18 protein-coding genes and 2 pseudogenes are annotated in these 17754 nt (G+C 43.7%); 13 read left to right on the top strand and 7 right to left on the bottom strand.

The window, feature by feature from the left end; all coding sequences use genetic code 11:
* Positions 1–54: 54 nt before the first annotated feature.
* The 5 genes from NIES1031_RS16295 to NIES1031_RS16315 all read left to right on the top strand — a co-directional run bounded on the left by NIES1031_RS16295 (position 55) and on the right by NIES1031_RS16315 (position 4785).
* Entirely contained in the window at positions 55–762 is a 708-nt protein-coding gene (locus NIES1031_RS16295; RefSeq protein WP_073550567.1) for an SRPBCC family protein, read from the top strand.
* 81 nt (positions 763–843) lie between these two features.
* Positions 844–2013, top strand: a complete 1170-nt coding sequence (locus NIES1031_RS16300; RefSeq protein WP_073550568.1) for a zinc-dependent alcohol dehydrogenase — start codon at positions 844–846, stop codon at positions 2011–2013.
* 81 nt (positions 2014–2094) lie between these two features.
* Positions 2095–3264 (top strand): zinc-dependent alcohol dehydrogenase, encoded by a 1170-nt coding sequence (locus NIES1031_RS16305; RefSeq protein WP_073550569.1) that lies wholly within the window; start codon positions 2095–2097, stop codon positions 3262–3264.
* 18 nt (positions 3265–3282) lie between these two features.
* Positions 3283–3624: a cupin domain-containing protein gene (locus NIES1031_RS16310; protein WP_073550570.1), complete on the top strand. Its 342-nt coding sequence runs from the start codon at positions 3283–3285 to the stop codon at positions 3622–3624.
* Between the two features lie 672 nt (positions 3625–4296).
* Positions 4297–4785: a manganese catalase family protein gene (locus NIES1031_RS16315; RefSeq protein WP_236738868.1), complete on the top strand. Its 489-nt coding sequence runs from the start codon at positions 4297–4299 to the stop codon at positions 4783–4785.
* A 12-nt stretch (positions 4786–4797) separates the two neighbouring features.
* On the opposite strand, the pseudogene NIES1031_RS16320 reads toward NIES1031_RS16315, so the two are convergent.
* Positions 4798–5487, bottom strand: a pseudogene (locus NIES1031_RS16320) (IS1 family transposase).
* Between the two features lie 65 nt (positions 5488–5552).
* Here NIES1031_RS16320 and NIES1031_RS16325 point away from each other — a divergent pair.
* On the top strand, positions 5553–5945 hold the full coding sequence (locus NIES1031_RS16325; RefSeq protein WP_236738869.1) for a manganese catalase family protein: 393 nt from the start codon (positions 5553–5555) through the stop codon (positions 5943–5945).
* Between the two features lie 131 nt (positions 5946–6076).
* Here NIES1031_RS16325 and NIES1031_RS16330 read toward each other — a convergent pair whose 3' ends face one another.
* Positions 6077–7495, bottom strand: a complete 1419-nt coding sequence (locus NIES1031_RS16330) for a hypothetical protein (protein ID WP_073550571.1) — start codon at positions 7493–7495, stop codon at positions 6077–6079.
* A gap of 154 nt (positions 7496–7649) precedes the next feature.
* Between NIES1031_RS16330 and NIES1031_RS16335 the strand changes: the two genes are divergently transcribed.
* The 5 genes and pseudogenes from NIES1031_RS16335 to NIES1031_RS16355 all read left to right on the top strand — a co-directional run bounded on the left by NIES1031_RS16335 (position 7650) and on the right by NIES1031_RS16355 (position 10833).
* A complete protein-coding gene (locus tag NIES1031_RS16335) occupies positions 7650–7997 on the top strand; it encodes a hypothetical protein (RefSeq protein ID WP_073550572.1) in 348 nt (115 codons plus the stop codon).
* A 121-nt stretch (positions 7998–8118) separates the two neighbouring features.
* On the top strand, positions 8119–8469 hold the full coding sequence (locus NIES1031_RS16340; protein ID WP_073550573.1) for a YtxH domain-containing protein: 351 nt from the start codon (positions 8119–8121) through the stop codon (positions 8467–8469).
* Positions 8470–8483: 14 nt separating this feature from the next.
* Positions 8484–8846: pseudogene (locus NIES1031_RS26080) on the top strand (DUF948 domain-containing protein); the annotation flags it as partial.
* 340 nt (positions 8847–9186) lie between these two features.
* Positions 9187–9795: a rhomboid family intramembrane serine protease gene (locus tag NIES1031_RS16350; RefSeq protein WP_073550575.1), complete on the top strand. Its 609-nt coding sequence runs from the start codon at positions 9187–9189 to the stop codon at positions 9793–9795.
* Positions 9796–10026: 231 nt separating this feature from the next.
* Entirely contained in the window at positions 10027–10833 is an 807-nt protein-coding gene (locus NIES1031_RS16355; RefSeq protein ID WP_073550576.1) for a TPM domain-containing protein, read from the top strand.
* 11 nt (positions 10834–10844) lie between these two features.
* Here the strand turns inward: NIES1031_RS16355 and NIES1031_RS16360 are convergent, their stop codons facing one another.
* Positions 10845–11561, bottom strand: coding sequence for a phosphate ABC transporter permease (locus NIES1031_RS16360; protein WP_073550577.1), 717 nt, complete (start codon positions 11559–11561; stop codon positions 10845–10847).
* Positions 11562–11626: 65 nt separating this feature from the next.
* Positions 11627–12457, bottom strand: a complete 831-nt coding sequence (gene dapB, locus NIES1031_RS16365) for a 4-hydroxy-tetrahydrodipicolinate reductase (RefSeq protein ID WP_073550578.1) — start codon at positions 12455–12457, stop codon at positions 11627–11629.
* A gap of 380 nt (positions 12458–12837) precedes the next feature.
* Between dapB and NIES1031_RS16370 the strand changes: the two genes are divergently transcribed.
* On the top strand, positions 12838–13059 hold the full coding sequence (locus NIES1031_RS16370) for an HNH endonuclease (RefSeq protein WP_236738870.1): 222 nt from the start codon (positions 12838–12840) through the stop codon (positions 13057–13059).
* An 84-nt stretch (positions 13060–13143) separates the two neighbouring features.
* Here NIES1031_RS16370 and NIES1031_RS16375 read toward each other — a convergent pair whose 3' ends face one another.
* From NIES1031_RS16375 to NIES1031_RS16385, 3 genes are all read right to left on the bottom strand, one after another.
* Positions 13144–13641 carry a DUF427 domain-containing protein gene (locus NIES1031_RS16375; protein WP_073550579.1) on the bottom strand — a complete coding sequence of 166 codons (498 nt, stop codon included), beginning with the start codon at positions 13639–13641 and terminating at the stop codon, positions 13144–13146.
* 42 nt (positions 13642–13683) lie between these two features.
* Entirely contained in the window at positions 13684–14478 is a 795-nt protein-coding gene (locus NIES1031_RS16380) for a COP23 domain-containing protein (RefSeq protein ID WP_073550580.1), read from the bottom strand.
* A gap of 140 nt (positions 14479–14618) precedes the next feature.
* A complete protein-coding gene (locus NIES1031_RS16385; protein WP_073550581.1) occupies positions 14619–16211 on the bottom strand; it encodes a M48 family metallopeptidase in 1593 nt (530 codons plus the stop codon).
* A 670-nt stretch (positions 16212–16881) separates the two neighbouring features.
* Here NIES1031_RS16385 and NIES1031_RS16390 point away from each other — a divergent pair.
* A complete protein-coding gene (locus NIES1031_RS16390; protein ID WP_073550582.1) occupies positions 16882–17598 on the top strand; it encodes a Crp/Fnr family transcriptional regulator in 717 nt (238 codons plus the stop codon).
* Positions 17599–17754 lie beyond the last annotated feature (156 nt).

The following is a 17754-nucleotide window of genomic DNA, read 5'->3' on the forward strand; positions in this document are numbered from 1 at the left end:
TCAAATTTTTAATCTGAAAGTTTGTACATACAAGTCTCAATCTATTTAGTTGTTATGGAATTAACACCACAAGATAAATCAAGCGAACAATCGCCAGAATCTATCGAAGCAGGTGAAAAAGAACGCTGGGCGTCGTTGATTGGTGGCGGGGCGATGGTATTAATGGGCTTAAGACAGCGATCGCTACGCGGCGTGTTGATGGCAGTTGCAGGCGGTGGCTTACTATACCAAGGAGCAAAAAAACAAAGTACGCTCAAGCAAGCTCAAGAAGCGATCGGCTTGAATCAACCGATTAAAGTTGAAAAAACGGTAACGATTAATAAACCAGCAGTGGAACTGTATAACTATTGGCGCGATTTTGAAAGACTACCGACATTCATGAAGCATCTTGAATCGGTGACAGTACTCGACGAGAAGCGATCGCACTGGGTAGCCAAAGCTCCCCTTGATACTAAAGTCGAATGGGATGCCGAAATTATCCAAGAGCAAGAAAACGAATTAATCGCATGGGCTTCGACCGAAGACGCAGATATTGAAAATTCTGGTTTTGTTCGTTTCAAACCCGCCCCAGGGAATCGCGGTACGGAAGTTAAAGTCGTGATGGAATACAACCCACCAGGAGGGGCGATCGCATCAGCGCTTGCTAAACTTTTTGGCGAAGAACCCGATCAGCAAATTGGTGACGATTTGCGTCGCTTCAAGCAACTTATGGAAGCGGGAGAAATCGCGACAACCGAGGGTCAGCCTTCGGGTAGGGATTAAGAAGGAAGGGGTAAGGAGCGAGGGAAGCAGGAAATCGTGCATCTCGCTGCAAAAATTTAAAATCTAAAATCTTCAATTGAGATGAAAGCTGTCTGCTGGCAAAGTGCTAACAATGTGCGGGTGGATAATGTTCCAGATCCGAAAATACTCAACCCGCGCGATGCGATTGTAAAGATCACATCTACCGCAATTTGCGGTTCTGATCTCCATATATATGGTGGTTATATCCCCACAGTGCAAAAAGGTGACATTATCGGTCACGAGTTCATGGGGGAAGTGGTCGAAGTTGGTAAGGGTGTTCGCAATTTACAAGTAGGCGATCGCGTTGTTGTTCCTTCAACAATCGGTTGCGGTCGTTGCTACTACTGCGAACGCGATATGTGGTCGCTGTGCGATAACTCTAACCCCAACGGCTGGATGGAAGAAAAGCTATTCGGTAATATCACTTCAGCAATTTATGGTTACTCGCACCTCTTAGGCGGTTATGCTGGGGCGCAAGCTGAATACATCCGCGTACCGTTTGCAGATGTTGGCGTTTTGAAAGTTCCCAAAGAATTACCCGACGAAAAGCTACTCTTTATTTCTGATGCGATTCCTACAGGGTATATGGGTGCAGAGTTATGCGATATCCAACCTGGTGATACCGTAGCAGTTTGGGGTTGCGGTGCTGTCGGACAATTTGCGATGATCAGTGCCTATATGATGGGTGCAGAACGCGTAATTGCGATTGACCGCTTTCCGGAACGCTTGGAAATGGCAAGAAAATACGCCAAAGCCGAAACGATTAATTACGAAGAAATCGATCCAGGCGAAGCCCTTAAAGAAATGACCGGCGGACGCGGACCAGATTGTTGTATCGATGCGGTTGGGTTAGAAGCCCACGGTGTAGGTATCGAAGACTTCTACGACCAAACCAAGCAAAAACTCAAGTTAGAAACTGACCGCCCACACGTCTTACGCCAAATGATGGTAGCGTGTCGTAAAGGTGGTACGCTCTCGATTATGGGTGTCTATGGTGGATTTGTAGACAAAATGCCCTTTGGTGCAGCGTTCAACAAAGGCTTGACGTTTAGGATGGGACAAATGCATGGACAGAAATATATGCGTTTGTTGTTGCAACTCATATTAGATGGCAAACTCGATCCGTCGTTTATCGTCACGCATGAGTTACCCCTAGACCAAGCACCTCACGCATACGAGATTTTCCAGCAAAAGCAAGATAATTGCATCAAAGTTGTGCTCAAACCGTAAAACGGAGAGAAATTAAGGGTAATAAACCAAAAACTTACCTATTACCGATTACCTATTCCCAATTACCAAATCAAAATCAAGATGAAAGCTGTTTGCTGGTATGGCGCTAACGATGTGCGGGTCGAGACAGTGCCAGATCCCAAAATTCTCAATCCCCGCGATGCGATTATTAAAATTACATCAACCGCAATTTGTGGGTCAGATTTACATATCTACGATGGCTACATTCCCACGATGCAAAAAGGTGACATCCTCGGTCACGAATTTATGGGAGAAGTTGTCGATATTGGTAGCGCGGTCAAAAATGTAAAAATCGGTGATCGCGTCGTTGTTCCTTTCACAATTTCCTGTGGTAACTGCTTTTTCTGTCAGCGCGATTTGTGGTCTTTGTGCGACAACTCTAACCCCAACGCTTGGATGACCGAAGTGCAAATGGGCTATTCGCCAGCAGGTTTATTTGGCTATTCGCACTTGTTTGGCGGCTACGCTGGCGGTCAAGCCGAATACGCGCGCGTTCCTTTTGCTGATGTGGGTTTGTTGAAAGTTCCTGATGGTCTAACTGACGATCAAGTATTATTCCTAACTGATATTTTCCCCACAGGTTACATGGCGGCGGAGAATTGTCATATTAAACCTGGCGATATCGTCGCCGTTTGGGGCTGTGGACCTGTCGGACAGTTTGCGATTAAAAGTGCTTATATGTTAGGTGCAGAACGTGTCATCGCGATTGATCGCATTCCTGAACGCCTACAAATGGCAAAAGAAATCTGTAAAGCCGAAGTCATTAACTACGAAGAAATCGACCCAGGTGAAGCCCTCAAAGAAATGACTGGTGGTCGCGGTCCTGATGCTTGTCTCGATGCTGTAGGTATGGAAGCGCACGGAACCGGACCAATGGCGCTTTACGACCAGGTTAAGCAAGCGGTACGTTTAGAAACTGATCGCCCAACCGCACTACGGCAAGTAATATTATCGTGTAGCAAAGGCGGTCACGTCTCACTCGCTGGTGTTTATGGTGGTTTCCTCGATAAAATCCCAATGGGTGCAGCGATGAACAAAGGTTTGACTTTCAAGATGGGACAAACCCACGTCCACCGTTATTTGAAACCTTTGTTAGAACGAATTCAAAACGGTGAAATTGACCCTTCGTTTGTGATCACGCATCGACTGAAATTAGAAGATGCACCCCACGGATACGAGATTTTCAAGCACAAAAAAGACAATTGCATCAAAGTTGTACTCAAGCCATAACACGGGAGAAAAGCTAACATGAGTGATACTACAGTTATCAAAGTTAGTTCAAGTCACTCGCCCCACGGCGAAATGGGTCAAAAATATCTTGCTTCGGGTAAAACCGTTTCCATGCGGCTTTGGGAAAACGAGCAACCAGGCGAACCAAAACCAGAAGCAGCGCGTGAGTATGAAACTGTTGGTTATGTCATTCAAGGACGGGCTGAATTACACCTTGAAGGTCAAAAACTGTTGCTGGAACCAGGCGATTCTTGGGTTGTCCCTAAAGGTGCTTCTCACACATACAATATCCTTGAATCTTTTACCGCCGTTGAAGCCACTAGTCCACCTGCCCAAGTACATGGGCGCGATGAATCTTAAAGCTGTAACAATATTTGAAGGATTTGTTGAGCCGTTGCTACAAAAGTAGCGGCTTTTTTTATAAGTACTTAAATGAAAGTCATATCGTGTTGGTTAGACAATTTAGCTTTACATAGCAATCCTATTTGAGTTGTAAGATTTTTTTGAAACGTAGACGCGCAGCGGCTTACCGAAGGCTACCTCTCCAGACGCAGAGAGCGCAGAGGAAAGAGATAAGGAGAGGTTTTCACAAATGATTTAGGACTGCTATATTTATTGATTTAACTTTCTCATAATATTTATTAACTAATTCTTAATTTTTTGGCTACCTATACTTTAATAGTTATTAATAAAAGATTCTGAAAGTCTCTTGAACTGGAAATTAATGGATAAAAGCTGAAAATTTTATATACCTTTTTCAGATTTAACAAGAGTCTAGTTGCTCAAATACTCAGCAATTAGCGAAATATATTTTCATTCAGTATTCTAGGTTACTTCACTATTTAAAAACTGTAGTTATACCTATATAAATTGGATATTATTTGTCTTTCCAATGGCTGATGTAATAAAGCTTTTTAAATAGATACTTAAAGATAGTACAAAGATATCAATTGTCTAGATTAGATGCCGCACCTAGAGGCATCTTTATTGATGTCTTATGTGGCTACCAAAAATTTTATTAGGGAGAATTAGATGTTTCTTCATCAAAAGCGGTTACAATACTTCACTCCACCAGATAAGCCAGACCCCTTATTTGCAAAAAAGATGCAAGAACTCGTGGGCGGTGCTTTTGGCGAAATGACAGTGATGATGCAGTACTTGTTTCAAGGCTGGAACTGCCGAGGACCTGCGAAGTACCGCGATATGCTACTCGATATTGGAACTGAGGAAATCGGTCATGTCGAGATGGTAGCGACAATGATCGCATATCTCCTAGATAAAGCACCACTGAAAGTTCAAGAAGAAGGCGCTAAAGACGGCATTGTGGGTGCGGTGATGGGCGGCAATAATGTCCGAGACGAAATTATGGCAGCCGCGATGAACCCCCAGCATGGAATTGTATCCGGCTTAGGTGCAATGCCAGCAGATAGCGTTGGTTTTCCTTGGAATGGTCGGTTTATTATTGCGAGTGGTAACTTACTCGCAGACTTCCGCTCTAACCTCCACGCTGGACGTTGCTGAATAAGTAATGATTTAAGCAGCAAGAGGAATAGTTTTGAATTTCAAGTAGTGCAGTAGCAGACGAACAGAGAGTTCGAGCATTTGGACGGATTTGGAGTAGCACAATGTCTTACGATGTAATCGAGCTAGATAATTTCGCAGTCGGCCGTTTTCATTTTCAACCCGCGTCATGTACGTCTGACTAACTAAATGAGCAGCTGAATTGATGAAACTGCGATAGACCTTATATCCATCGGTGACATACCAAAAACTCTCCCACTTCTGCACCTGCTGCCACAATACCTCAAAGGTTTCGGCACTTCGGTCTCCAATTACCCAAGCTAATATACCTGGTTGCCAATGATTGACTGCACTCCATAGTCAGTATTTGTTCTGTTTACTGCCGACGAAAGTTTGCAATTCGTCTAATTCCGTAATTTCAGGAATTTCCTCTACCTGTGGGGCATTAGGTAAGATGGTAGCAGTTTCTCGAATCCAATGCATTACTGTAGTGTGGTGAATTTCCGTTACCCGTTCGATCTGTCTTAACCCCATCCCATTCAAGTACATTTTTAAGCACAGTTGCTTCACCGCATCTGGATATTTCCAACCCCTGTAAGATTCCAAAAACTGGCGACCACAGGTCTTACACCGATAACACTGCGAACCTCGACGATGACCGTTTTTCTGTACAGATCTGCTGTTGCAATTTGGACAATTCATACTTCCATTTTACAATATTTATCATTCGATATTCAGCAACGTCCCACGCTGAGTCTCAAGGTTTGATGCAGGCTGTACGGTTGTATGAGATGACCGACGACCCAGGCGTGAAAGATACTCTCAGCTTCATGATCGCCCGCGACACGATGCACCAAAACCAATGGTTAGCAGCGATCGAAGATCTACAAAGTGAAGGACTAGAGGGACCAATCGCTCCCAGTGTCGCGTATGAATATGGCAAAAATGAGTATGCCTATCAGTTCTGGAATCACTCAGAAGGTACGCAAAGCGCTGAAGGACGTTGGGCTAAAGGTCCTGCACCCGATGGAAAAGGTGAATTTGAGTACGTCGCAAATCCGCAACCAATGGGACCCGAACCAGAACCACCACAACCCGATCCCCGTCTACACGGCACAAGTAAAACTAGCCAAGTTCCTGGTACAGCGGGTCAAGCCTAATTAATACTTGCTGCACAGAAGTGCCATAACTATTGCAATCACAGAAGGGAGGTGAGGAAAAACGCTCTTGTCTCCCTTTTTCTAATTGATAGCAGTGTACTAGTTGAATAAACTAGACAATTGCTATAGGTTCATTGCTGGGCAATTTTACGAATTTGATATGACTCTTCCCAGAGTTTTTCCACACCTTCCGTCGCGATTCCTTTGACGTAGTTGATTTTTATTTCTTCTAAAAGATCGATGACGAGCGATTGAAGTTCTTGAACATTTTGTTGTTTTTGCAGTTCTACTTGCAAAGCTTGAATAAAGTTTTCTACTAATTGATTTGATAGTTGCAACACAACGGGATCTTGCAAAAAAGTACTCATTGTGCTGTATGCACTGTGAGAGATATCTGTAGCGAGTTTTTCAGTTAATTGATCAGGTAAGCGCCGCATTCCTGGCACATTTTGAATTTGACGATATAAAGGAGATTGATTGAGACTATTGACAACCATGTGCTGTACTAAAGCTTCAATGTCAGGCTGCATTTTGGGTAGCACTTGATGAATGCTCAAATCGAGCAAACGCGTTGCGATCGCCTGTACTTCATTCGTATTATTAATATTGATATAAGGACGGCGTGAATTAGGATTTAATACCCAATTTGCGACATCTCCTCGCTTTAAAGCGTCTTGGGCTTGATCGATGATCCGAATTCCTACAATTTCGGTGATTTCTTCAGCAAAATTTATGACAACATCATGATTAATCTGCTCGCGCAGTGGTTCTAAATCAACGAGTTCAGACTGATACAAACGAACGGTTAAAGGAATAATTCTTAGCCACCGCCAAAACGGTAGTAGAAGTAGAAGATCGAACCAACGTCGGAGCATCGCTTGTAACCAGTTTAAATCTGGATATTTGCGACTAATCGCCAAAGTTCGGACAATAAATTCACAACTAAACAAAATAACAAACGGTAAATCGATTAGCCAAAATTTATCGACAAATTTTCCATTGGTGCTAATATCACGATAATAGTTAGTTTCCATTAATGGTCGTAGTTGGGTATTAAAAAAGCTCATCTCCTGCTGTAGATTTTCCTGGGATAAATGTTGTGTACTCCAAAACAAATCAAAAGCTCGATGCGCAGATTCTTGATTCATTCGAGCGCGAATTTGATTTTTAATCTTAGCTAGAGATCCCGACTTATTTGCCTCAGCAAAGGGATTGTCTTCAATCATCTCATTGCTCAAAAACCGCAATTCTTGCAGTAAGCTTTCGGTTTCCTGTGATTGCAAGCCAGTTTGCTCCGCTTTTTGTTTTAGTGCATTTACCTGCGCAAGATAACGTTCAGTTTCTCGATGTGGTTCGATACCTTTAAAAAAATCGTATCGTTGGGTAAAGCTAGGAACTGTGTGAAAGTAAAAATCTCGCCAGGGTATATAGCTATAGTCAAAGAGGACTAAACAAAAGTTAACTACCGCCACGATCGCAAAAAATCTTTCGATTCCTCGACGGCGACGGTTTGGCTTGTTTGGAGAAGTTGTTTGTTGCGCAAAGGACATAGTTATTTAAACTAAGGTATACAATTAAAGTGAGATAAAGCATTGCCAGACTTGGAAATTAACATAGTAGGGTAAGTCATGCTCATCTAGCTTAAGCTTGATAGTACTGGGTACTTTACTGCCTTAAGGAATTGTTGGAGCTATTCGATCAGCAATGGTGACAGTTGTTGTATGCATTAATCTAGGACTGACGCTAGTTCTTTTGCTTGTTGCTTGGTTGATATGGCGACTCCGGCTCAAATTGGCGCAGGTAGCAGATGTTTTGATTGTGTACGAACGGGTAACGCATGCAGCTTTGCAGCAAACACCAGAAGCGATCGCTGTAGGTAGAATGGCGATACGTCAAACGCGGCGGGGAGATATTCCAGCAGAGTTAAAACTGCTACGAATTCAGCAAGTCTTAAATCTCTTGGCGGTTGGGTTACAAATTGCACAGCAAACTGTATTGCTGCGTCAGACAAGATTTTTCCGAAAAGCTTTGGCAAAATACACTTATAAGTAAGCCTTAAGTCAAACGTTAACGTCTAATATGGGTTAACCTGGGTTCTTGGAGCACGATACAGCAATAGTCGCGCAAGCCGAGCAAACTTACATAAAATGAGTGTAAGGAGATAAATCAGGATATGTCTAACAACCGTTCTGGGTTTTTTATTGGCGGTATGTTGTTGGGGGCTGCTATTGGCACGCTTACAGGCTTGCTAATGGCACCGCGCACGGGACGAGAAACACGCACGTTGCTGAAAAAATCTGCTGATGCTCTACCAGAATTAGCAGAAGATTTATCAACAAGTGTCCAAATCCAAGCAGATCGCTTATCAGAAACAGCACTCCGTAATTGGGATGATACGCTGGAGCGATTGCGAGAAGCTTTGGCAGCAGGAATTGAAGCAAGCCAACAAGAACGCCAAATCTCTGCTCGTCAGACTAAACTCGAAACTTCCTCGGATCAACCGCCACTTTTAGACCGCTTATAATCCCCAAGTGACTCGTGATTGACCCTTTATTCTGGCTTGGACTGTCGATTTTATTAGTAGCGGTGAGTTTAACCGCAGTGTTGGTGGCAGCCTTGCCAGCATTACAAGAGTTAGCGCGGGCGGCGCGCAGTGCCGAAAAGTTGTTTGATACCCTACGCCGCGATTTACCACCCACACTCGAAGCGATTCGCTTAACAGGGCTAGAAATTAGCGATCTAACCGATGGTGTCAGCCAGGGTGTGCAAAGCGCGACGAATGTTGCAAAACAAGTCGATCAAAGTCTTGATAACGTGGTAAAACAAGCCCAGAAAGTGGAAGTAGGTACGCGCAGCGTGTTTACTGGGGTGAAAGTGGCTTGGAGGACTTTTACGCGTGGTTCGCGTCGCAGCGGCGATCGCCTCTCAGGAGGACAGCGATCGCGACAAATCCGTAGCACCACTAACCTACCTTACTCAGAAGAACTATTAGAAGAAAACGCTGCATTACTTGAACAATATCGCAATTACACAACAAATTTAGAATCAAATCAAGTACGCTACGATGCATCAGATTGGCAGGATGACAGCGATGATGTCGAAACGGTAGATTGAAGGGGTCACAGAGCAAAGGTCAGCCAGTATATAAGGTTTCACATTTCTTAAACGGCACTGTGTGAAATTAACACATTTTCTATTGTCGATCCCTGACCCCTCCTAGATCGCTGGAGAAATCATCAAAATGCTCAAAAAAGACCAGCCATTAACAACTTACCCAAAACAAAATTACAACGGCGTGTTCACGCTGATTATTATCAATTTAGTTGTGTTTGTTGCTGATCGCGTTTTAGGTATTCCTTTTATCCAAAATCTCTACCTCAATCACGCCTCTCCAGCTTGGTATCAGTTTTTCACTTCGATGTTCTGTCATGCCAACTGGGCACACATATCAGGAAATCTGTTTTTTCTTTACATTTTCGGCAGGATTGTGGAAGAAGAAGAAGGCATTGTTGGAGTCGTCAGTTCCTACATTATTTGTGGATTAGGCGGCAGTCTTATGAGTTATTTCTTCCACGGTGGTGCGGTTTACTCGCTAGGTGCTTCAGGAGCCGTTTTTGGTTTATTTGCCGTCAGTGTTCTCATCAAACTTTCCTGGCATTGGCGAAAAATCCTAGAAGTTCTCATCCTCGGTCAATTTGTCATTGAGCGCGTAGTCTTTGAATTACGGCAAACCGGCATTCAAGATGGCGTTGACCATATTGCACATCTTGGCGGCGCTTTAGTCGGTGTAGCACTTATTTTATTCTTAATGCGACTGCAACCAGGTGAAGGGGTGAGGGGTGAGGAGTGAGGGGTGAGGGGTGAGGAGCTAGTGAAAGAGAAGTTTATATCATAATACCCTTCCCCTGCTCCCCTTCTGGGCAAAACCTGAGATTCTCCTGACGGGGGATTGAGTTTATTCACAGTCGTCGGCTAAATTAGAGTAAAGTTACAAAATGTAAAGAAGTATCATCTTTTTTTGACTCTTTACAATAAAACCATTTGGTTTGTGTCCAAATTTGAGATTTATATAGAATTGTCCATGCAGTATTCTATTTGGCGACGATTACTGGTAAGTGTATTTGCATTCTTTTTAGCTGGCGCGGTTTGGTTGGTACCTTCTTCTGTAGCACTCGCGTATAACAATCCTGAATTGCTTCCCGATCAGCCGACACCAATTATAGACTTAGCAAAATCGCTCACGAGTGTTCAAGAAGAGCGGCTAGCGCAAGACCTTGAAGAATTTGAAGCAGAGACTGGGTGGAAACTCCGTGTTTTAACACAGTACGATCGCACACCAGGCGCAGCGGTCAAAGATTTTTGGAATTTAGATGAAAAAAGTATTTTAGTTGTTGCCGATTCGCGTGGGGGAAACATTCTCAACTTTAATGTTGGTGATGCAGTTTACCAGCTACTACCTCGGACGTTTTGGGTAGAATTGCAAACGCGCTTTGGTAATTTGTACTTTGTCCGCGAAGAAGGAGAAGATCAAGCAATTATTCAATCGATCGAGTCTGTGGAAACGTGTTTACGCCAAGGTGGTTGTCGTGTGGTTCCTGGATTACCGCGCGAACAGTGGATTTTGACACTGATTACCTCGGTGATTGGTGGAGTAGTTTGTGGCTTTGCAGCGCAACCTCGACGCCCTGGACAGATATTTGCTTGGCAATGGGCTTTAATTTTTTCACCGCTATGGGGAATTCTGTTTATTGCCTTTGGTATTGGTCCAGTCGTCACGCGGACTTCCGAGTGGCTACCTTTGGTACGTAATATTGCTGGTTTTTTGATTGGTGCTTTGGTAGCTTATTTGTCTCCGGTACTCAACCGTTCTTCGGCTTCAGAAACTTAAGTGGTTTGAGTTTACCATTCCTCGACATCTTGCGGGTAGGAAGCGCGGGGTCTACGGCGCGGGGCAAAACGCGATCGCGGTTCCCGACTGTCGCGCAAACGGCGACTCATATCGATAAAGACATTCTTTTGTAAGTACGGATAGTCACTTACCCAAAGATTACGACTCGGAATGTAAATATCTGTAACTTTAGCGATGCTACTCAAATCTGGTCGATTAGAAAGCACGACCATTTCCGCGATTTGATTCGGGACAATATCTTGGTGGCTGCGGCGAAGGGGAACTTGGATTTGAGTTGTAAATCCGGTTTCGTCGCCGACTTCTACATTAATGCGCCGTTCGCGGTTTTCGACGATTACCAAGTCGCCCTTATTATTAACCGTTTCCTCGGTACCAATCAATTCCTCCGTGATGTAGACATCTAATACGCGTCCGCGCAGAAAACCACTGTAAGGATATTTACGGTATTCGGTATTACGCAAACTTGCCCATAAGACAGGTCCCCATAGCCAATAAAGTCCGGCGATCGCACCTACCGGAAACAGAATTATGCCAAATCTTTCACCGATGATGAGTCGCACAATCCAAATCGCAACAACGCTGACGACTGAAATCAGCAGTCGCTTCAAGAAATCAGGAAACTTGCCCCAAGCATATTTGTACTGATCGCTAGTTGCAATGCGAGGAATCAATTGTTCAAATTTTTGGCGTGTGAGGGGAACTAACATGAGGGGTCAGGGGTCAGGGGTCAGGGGTCAGGGGTCAGGGACTTAAGTCCATTGTTCTCCCATAATTACAATAGCTTTTCTAAGCCATACACTAGGGATTTGAGTTGCGTGACTTTACGAATGGCAAGAAGGACTCCAGGCATATAACAAGCGCGATCGCTCGTATCGTGGCGTAAAGTATAAATTTGTCCTGGTGCGCCAAAAATCACTTCTTGGTGGGCGATAAGTCCTGGAAGACGTACACTATGAATTCTAATTCCTTCATCAGCGACACTGCCTCTTGCTCCTGGTAGCTTTTCGGTTTCTTCTACGCTTGGCGGGTTGTAGGTTTTGCCCATTTCTGCGAGCATCTGCGCGGTTTGAATCGCGGTTCCACTAGGGGCATCTGCTTTTTGGTTGTGATGTAGTTCGATAATTTCTACATGGTCAAAGTATTGCGATGCTCTGACTGCGGCTTCTTGCAGTAATACCATGCCAATCGAGAAATTCGGAATCAGTAAACAGCCGGTACTTGCTTTATCTGCGAATTCGGCTAAGTCTTGAATTTGTTCGATACTCAGCCCTGTTGTTCCCACAACCGGACGAATACCATAAGCGATCGCCGCGCGAATATTGTCATACACGCTACTCGGATGCGTAAAATCTACCATCACCCCCAATTGCCTTTCTTGCGTTGCCAGGGCTAGCGTCGGCTCTAATTGGTCGGTAATCGGTACTTCTAGTGGTTCGCTTAATCCCGCAACTTCTCCTGCATCTTTGCCATTGTATTCAGGGTTGCGGTCTACTGCACCCAGTAACGTCATGTCGCTTGCTTGCGAGACGGCTTTAACGACTTCACGACCCATTTTGCCAGCAGCACCATTCACGACTACTGGAATCGGAGCTTGATTTACCATGCGCTCAATTTGGACTCATCAACCGCATTTTAGATCAATCAAGGCAATGCAAGCCGTTTTTAAGTTGTGAACTTTCAGCATTATCAATAAAAAGCTGACTTTCCTATTTAAGTTAATGTAAATCTATTTGTATAACCGCTATGATTAGTAATGTATTTATAGATTTTTCTGTAGCTTGTAAAATTCACTTCTTTTAACAAACTTTAACAAATACAGGGGGCACAAAGGGAAGAAAAAAGGGATTTTTGCTAATAATTTAAACTTGCTACAGTAATACTAAAATACCAATGAAGTTCTCTTCTTACCTCTTTTTTGTGTTTCCTGTGTCTTTGTGGTAGCTTACGGCAAGCCTCGACGTGTCTAAGTTTTAAAAAAGACAAATGAACTCTAACTTGCACGTTTTTAAACAGTGCGAATTATGTGATAGAGCCGTAGAGCATTTAACCGTGCATCACTTAATTCCTCGACAGAAAAAAGGTCATCATGAACCAAAAATTAATATATGTACCGCGTGTCACAAACAGATTCATACTTTATTTGATAACACGCGTTTAGCACAAGAGTTAAATTCGCTAGAAAAGCTAAAAATGAACCACAAATGAGCAGGTTTTTGGCTTGGGTACGCAAGCAAGATCCCAATAGACGTGTTAAGAGTGCGCGCACGCGGAAATAGACGCACAATCAAACTACCATCCCCAGGTTCCAGGACTGCCTTTGAATGGTCCTACAATATCCTTGGTAATCCAACCTCCATAGAAGTTTCCTGGTTGGGGTTGTACTTGTTCGCCGTTAACGTAACAAGCATCCATTAAGTGTGGATAGAAAGCTACATAGTCTTTAATTTCAGCAAAAGTAGGAGTAGGGTCGGAATAAAACCACGCTGCGTTTGGAACTTGCTTGTCTCCTACCGCAACAGTGTAATATCCTGCAATTCCTTTCCACTCACAAAAGCTAGATTGTGGAGTACGGATGAGGTACTCCATTTTGATATCACTTGGCGGAATGTAATAAACCGGTGGATGACTTGTTTCTAGTACTCGTTTGGCGTGATGGGTATCGGCGATCGCAATTTCATTAAAAATTACTTGAATATGCTTGTCGGTATCCTCTAAACGCGGCGGTCGGGGATAATCCCATACTGATTCTTGTCCAGGTCCTGGCTGAATGCGATCGCGATTAACCATGTTTAGCTCTTGAGCATTTAGCAATTAGCTCTACTTTAGCAGCTAAAACCTGCTAGGATTAAGTCTTCCAGAATTACTTGGTTGTGATCGTGTATTACTGCGGGCGGGAACGCCACCGCTGAGGCGAGAAGCATTACCTCCATCAGCGCGATCAAGGAAAGGTCTTAAGTCGATGCTGCGCGTACGTCGATTGTTACCACCAACAACTGAACGTCCTAAGTTAAATAGTCGATCGAGTTCGTTTCCACGATTAGTATAAGTGTAGACGCCTGTTGTCTGTTGACCGCTATCGGCGATCGTCAAGTTTTCAAAGACGCGATCACGCGTTAAGATGGGGTCTTGTCCAGGAGGTACGGTAAAGACAATGCGACACGAGGGAACTCGTTGCGTAACAACGCAGACTGTATTGTAATTATTTTCTACGCCTGTTGTCAGTTCTAATAAACCATCAGGACGATAAGACTCTAAGCGACGGCTAATTTCTTCACAACGCCGTTGTTCGCTCCAACCGCCACCTAATGCTGTGGGAGTAGCCCAGGGGAAGAAGCGGTTCGGTTGACTTTCCGGCTGATACATGACGGTATACTGACCATTATTCAATTGACACGTAAACCGCGTAGCTGTTGTTACACTAGGAACTGTTGAACCATTCGGCGGTGTGGTTCCTGGAACGGGTGGTAGTGGCTCAGTATCAACAACAACAGGTGGTACTGTAGGATTCACCTGCGCTATCCAGTTATGATGCGGCGCAGCCATAACGCTATTACCCAGTAATGCGGTTGCTACCCCGACAGACAAACCAATACCTCGCCAAGCAAATTGCAATTGTGGTGACATAAGCGACTCCTCGATGTATAGCAGGGATCAGAGGTCAGGGATGAAACAGGGACAATGGCTGTGAGAGATTTTAGAGTGTGACCACTGCATAAAAAAAGGTGTTAGTAACTCGCCTTCTCCGACCTCCGACCCCTATTTACTTATCGTTGATGCTTTTTCCGTTCAGATTGTTTCGCTTGTAGCAATTTTTCTACCCTTTGTTTGATTTGGTTGTGGCGGGTGACTCCTTCATAAGCGTAGCGGTTGTAACCATAACGTTGAATGATTGATTCAAGATAGCGAATGCGATCGCTTGTGGCTGGGTGCGAAGATAGCCAGGTAAAGGGCGTCCCTGTTTCTTCTTTTTGAAGTGTCACCATCAAGTTACGTAAGCCATCCGCAGCGTAGCCTGTTGACGCTAAAAGTCGCGTACCTAAAACATCAGCTTGCTGTTCCATTTCACGGCTGTAATTGAGGGACACTAAATTCGCAACAGTACCGCCATAGGGGAAAAATTGCGTGACATTCGCAACAAGATTCCCTTCAGCGACTAACTGAAAACCATGCGACAAAACAGTATGGGCTAATTCATGCGCTAGTAAACCTGCTAATTCTGCCTCGGATTGAGCACTGGTAATCGCTCCAGCATTGATAAATACTTTACCGCCTGGCAACGCGAAAGCGTTTAAATCTTTATCTAAAACTACATAAAATTCGTATTTAAAATCATTACGTCCAGCCACTTGCGCGAGTCTTTGTCCAATTTCATTCACATAATCAACAACTGCTTTATCGGTGACTATTTCTAGCTGTTCTCGCGCTTGATTCGCGACAGATTCCCCAACCGCTGATTCGCCGCGTAGTAGCATTGCAGTAGTTTGTACTGCCGAGAAAGGGCCTAAAAGATTACCTGTAAGCGCGTAGCCTAAAGCACCAGTCAGAATATTAGCTATTGTATTGCCGGTTAACTCTCTCCGCAAGTGCTTTTGATATCGTTCTAGGTGAGAATCCGCGATTTCGATAAATTCGTTTGCGTGTTCTGCGTTTGAACTTCTAAGTAAAGCAAATTGGCGCGCAGCTAGCGATGCTTCCATCCATTGTTTGGATTGGGCAAGTGCGGTAACTTTGGCTTTGACTAAATCGGGTTGATCGGGATATAGCGTGACGGCGCGTTCTAAGACAGCGATCGCTTCTTTATTATGGTCAAATTTTTGTAATGCTTCAGCCAATCGCAGATGACCAGGAATAAACTCCGGATATTGCTCGACTAATAACCGCAGCGGTACCATCATTCGGGAAGCAACTTTGTGTTGAAAAGCAGCTTCAGCTTCGCGCCAATAAACTTTACCTGCGGGAGGAAGTTGCGCAGGATCAACAATGGCGGGTGGACGTTGCACAACATCGGTTGAAGCTGTCGTAAATGGCGTTTTGACTTCGCGATAGAGTTTTTCGGCTGCGGCGAATTGTCCTCCTAAATACAATCGATCAGCTTCACTAATTTTTTGCTGACGCGCAATTTCTTCTGGACTCAGTTTTGCTGCGGCATTAAGTTTATCTACAATTTCTTGTGTAGATGCTGGTGGTTTGCTCTGGCTTGTTGCATTAACTTCGGGGTGAATCGATTCTCCCACAACAGGTACAACGATCGCACTAGGACTAGCGTCTTTTACAGGTTCAGCTAAAACAATTGACGTTCCAGTAGAAAATAGAACCGCGTTCAAGCTGAGCAACAGTGACTTCCAGATCGGTTTCATAAGCGGAAAGCTCAATTGCTGGTTGAGTTTATTCTCAGTTTAGGCACTTATCTCGCGATAAAACACAAAGTTTAGCAAATAAAATCACGATTATCGACTCTGCTTGCCGGCGAGTTGTGAGTTGCCAGTCATTACCTTCATTCTCACTCACTAACTCGTTTTGCTTTAATTATTAGTATCAATTTAATCAACTACTCAATTGTGTTAAACAATAACTTAAAGATTGATGTTTATTGCGTCTTTTCTTAATCAATGTATATCGATGATTTAGCGCTATAAAGCATAGGTTCATCTCGAAGGTTTTGTAAAGTATTTAATATACATTTTTGTAGAAAAATGTGAAATAATATAAGTTATTGGCTAAATATTTCTGTAAATTTCAAGTAATAACTAGATGACTTTTTTGAAGATATTATCTACAAACTTTGCTTAGCCTAATCGGCGCGAATATATTTCAAAAACTTATGAAAAATAAAAGTTTTTCTAATATCAAAAAAGAAGAAATCTTTAAGATATAATACCGAGGTCTAGTGATTTGATCTTATTGAAGTACTTTTCTGCTTTTTCGAGTTTATTGAATTTGTCTTTTTTACCACAGTAAAGTTCTGCATCTTTGCGTTGCAGAATATGTATAAAAAGTTTCTTGGCATTGAGGAAATTTCTGATCTATATGTGCAAAAAATTGAATCAGCATGACAATAGGCTGTTTGCGGCTTTGCCAAGTGAAGACTATCAGCGTCTTGCGCCCCATCTAGAAGTTGTTTCACTGCCTTTTCAAAGGGTGTTGCACAATGCAGGGGAGGTGATTTTGGATGTCTACTTTCCCACAACCGCGATGATTTCCGCCGTCTCGATTATGCAAGACGGTTCAATTATCGAAGTGGGGATAGTTGCTAAAGAAGGTATGGTGGGTATTCCTGTTTGCTGGGGCGATGATACCGCAGTTCACCAAACCGTGGTGCAGATTCCTGGTGATGCGTTGAAAATGAAAGCAGAAATCTTGAAGGAGGAGTTTTACCGAGGTGGTGCATTACAAAAACTCCTGCTGCGTTATACGCAAGCCCTGTACACGCAAGCGGGACAATCTGCGGCTTGCAATCGGTTGCATACATTGGAGGAAAGGCTTTCGCGCTGGTTACTCACAGTCAGCGATCGCGTCGAATCAGAAGAATTAGCATTAACGCAAGAATTTATAGCTCAAATGCTCGGAACGCGCCGTAGTGGTGTTACGGTAGCTGCAAGTACGCTGAGTCGAGCGGGAATGATTCGCTACAGTCGTGGCAAAATCAATATTACCGACCGCAAAGCGCTCGAATTAACCGCATGTGAGTGTTATCAGGTAATCAAGGGAGAATATCAGCGACTGCTTGGTTCTAAGAATGGCTAGCTTGCTCAAGCTATTTTATACGAGTTTTCTTATATGTTCGGAACCGTACAGATAAACTCTGACTCCTTTGCGTATCCTGATTAAGATACAAATTTTAGTTAAGTTAGTCGTTGTACGCAAAGTGTACCTCAATCAACATAGGTTTTGCAGTTCGTC

Origin of the sequence: Chroogloeocystis siderophila 5.2 s.c.1, assembly GCF_001904655.1 — a bacterium.
Lineage (GTDB): Bacteria > Cyanobacteriota > Cyanobacteriia > Cyanobacteriales > Chroococcidiopsidaceae > Chroogloeocystis > Chroogloeocystis siderophila.

Coding starts and splice junctions, on each gene's coding strand:
- NIES1031_RS16375 (WP_073550579.1), bottom strand. CDS start 13,641: ATGGTTAATCGCGATCGCATTCAGCCAGGACCTGGACAAGAATCAGTA.
- NIES1031_RS16350 (WP_073550575.1), top strand. CDS start 9,187: ATGCTCAAAAAAGACCAGCCATTAACAACTTACCCAAAACAAAATTAC.
- NIES1031_RS16355 (WP_073550576.1), top strand. CDS start 10,027: ATGCAGTATTCTATTTGGCGACGATTACTGGTAAGTGTATTTGCATTC.
- NIES1031_RS16360 (WP_073550577.1), bottom strand. CDS start 11,561: ATGTTAGTTCCCCTCACACGCCAAAAATTTGAACAATTGATTCCTCGC.
- NIES1031_RS16330 (WP_073550571.1), bottom strand. CDS start 7,495: ATGTCCTTTGCGCAACAAACAACTTCTCCAAACAAGCCAAACCGTCGC.
- NIES1031_RS16310 (WP_073550570.1), top strand. CDS start 3,283: ATGAGTGATACTACAGTTATCAAAGTTAGTTCAAGTCACTCGCCCCAC.
- NIES1031_RS16380 (WP_073550580.1), bottom strand. CDS start 14,478: ATGTCACCACAATTGCAATTTGCTTGGCGAGGTATTGGTTTGTCTGTC.
- NIES1031_RS16305 (WP_073550569.1), top strand. CDS start 2,095: ATGAAAGCTGTTTGCTGGTATGGCGCTAACGATGTGCGGGTCGAGACA.
- NIES1031_RS16315 (WP_236738868.1), top strand. CDS start 4,297: ATGTTTCTTCATCAAAAGCGGTTACAATACTTCACTCCACCAGATAAG.
- NIES1031_RS16370 (WP_236738870.1), top strand. CDS start 12,838: ATGAACTCTAACTTGCACGTTTTTAAACAGTGCGAATTATGTGATAGA.
- NIES1031_RS16300 (WP_073550568.1), top strand. CDS start 844: ATGAAAGCTGTCTGCTGGCAAAGTGCTAACAATGTGCGGGTGGATAAT.
- NIES1031_RS16385 (WP_073550581.1), bottom strand. CDS start 16,211: ATGAAACCGATCTGGAAGTCACTGTTGCTCAGCTTGAACGCGGTTCTA.
- NIES1031_RS16340 (WP_073550573.1), top strand. CDS start 8,119: ATGTCTAACAACCGTTCTGGGTTTTTTATTGGCGGTATGTTGTTGGGG.
- dapB (WP_073550578.1), bottom strand. CDS start 12,457: ATGGTAAATCAAGCTCCGATTCCAGTAGTCGTGAATGGTGCTGCTGGC.
- NIES1031_RS16390 (WP_073550582.1), top strand. CDS start 16,882: ATGTGCAAAAAATTGAATCAGCATGACAATAGGCTGTTTGCGGCTTTG.
- NIES1031_RS16295 (WP_073550567.1), top strand. CDS start 55: ATGGAATTAACACCACAAGATAAATCAAGCGAACAATCGCCAGAATCT.
- NIES1031_RS16335 (WP_073550572.1), top strand. CDS start 7,650: ATGGTGACAGTTGTTGTATGCATTAATCTAGGACTGACGCTAGTTCTT.
- NIES1031_RS16325 (WP_236738869.1), top strand. CDS start 5,553: ATGCAGGCTGTACGGTTGTATGAGATGACCGACGACCCAGGCGTGAAA.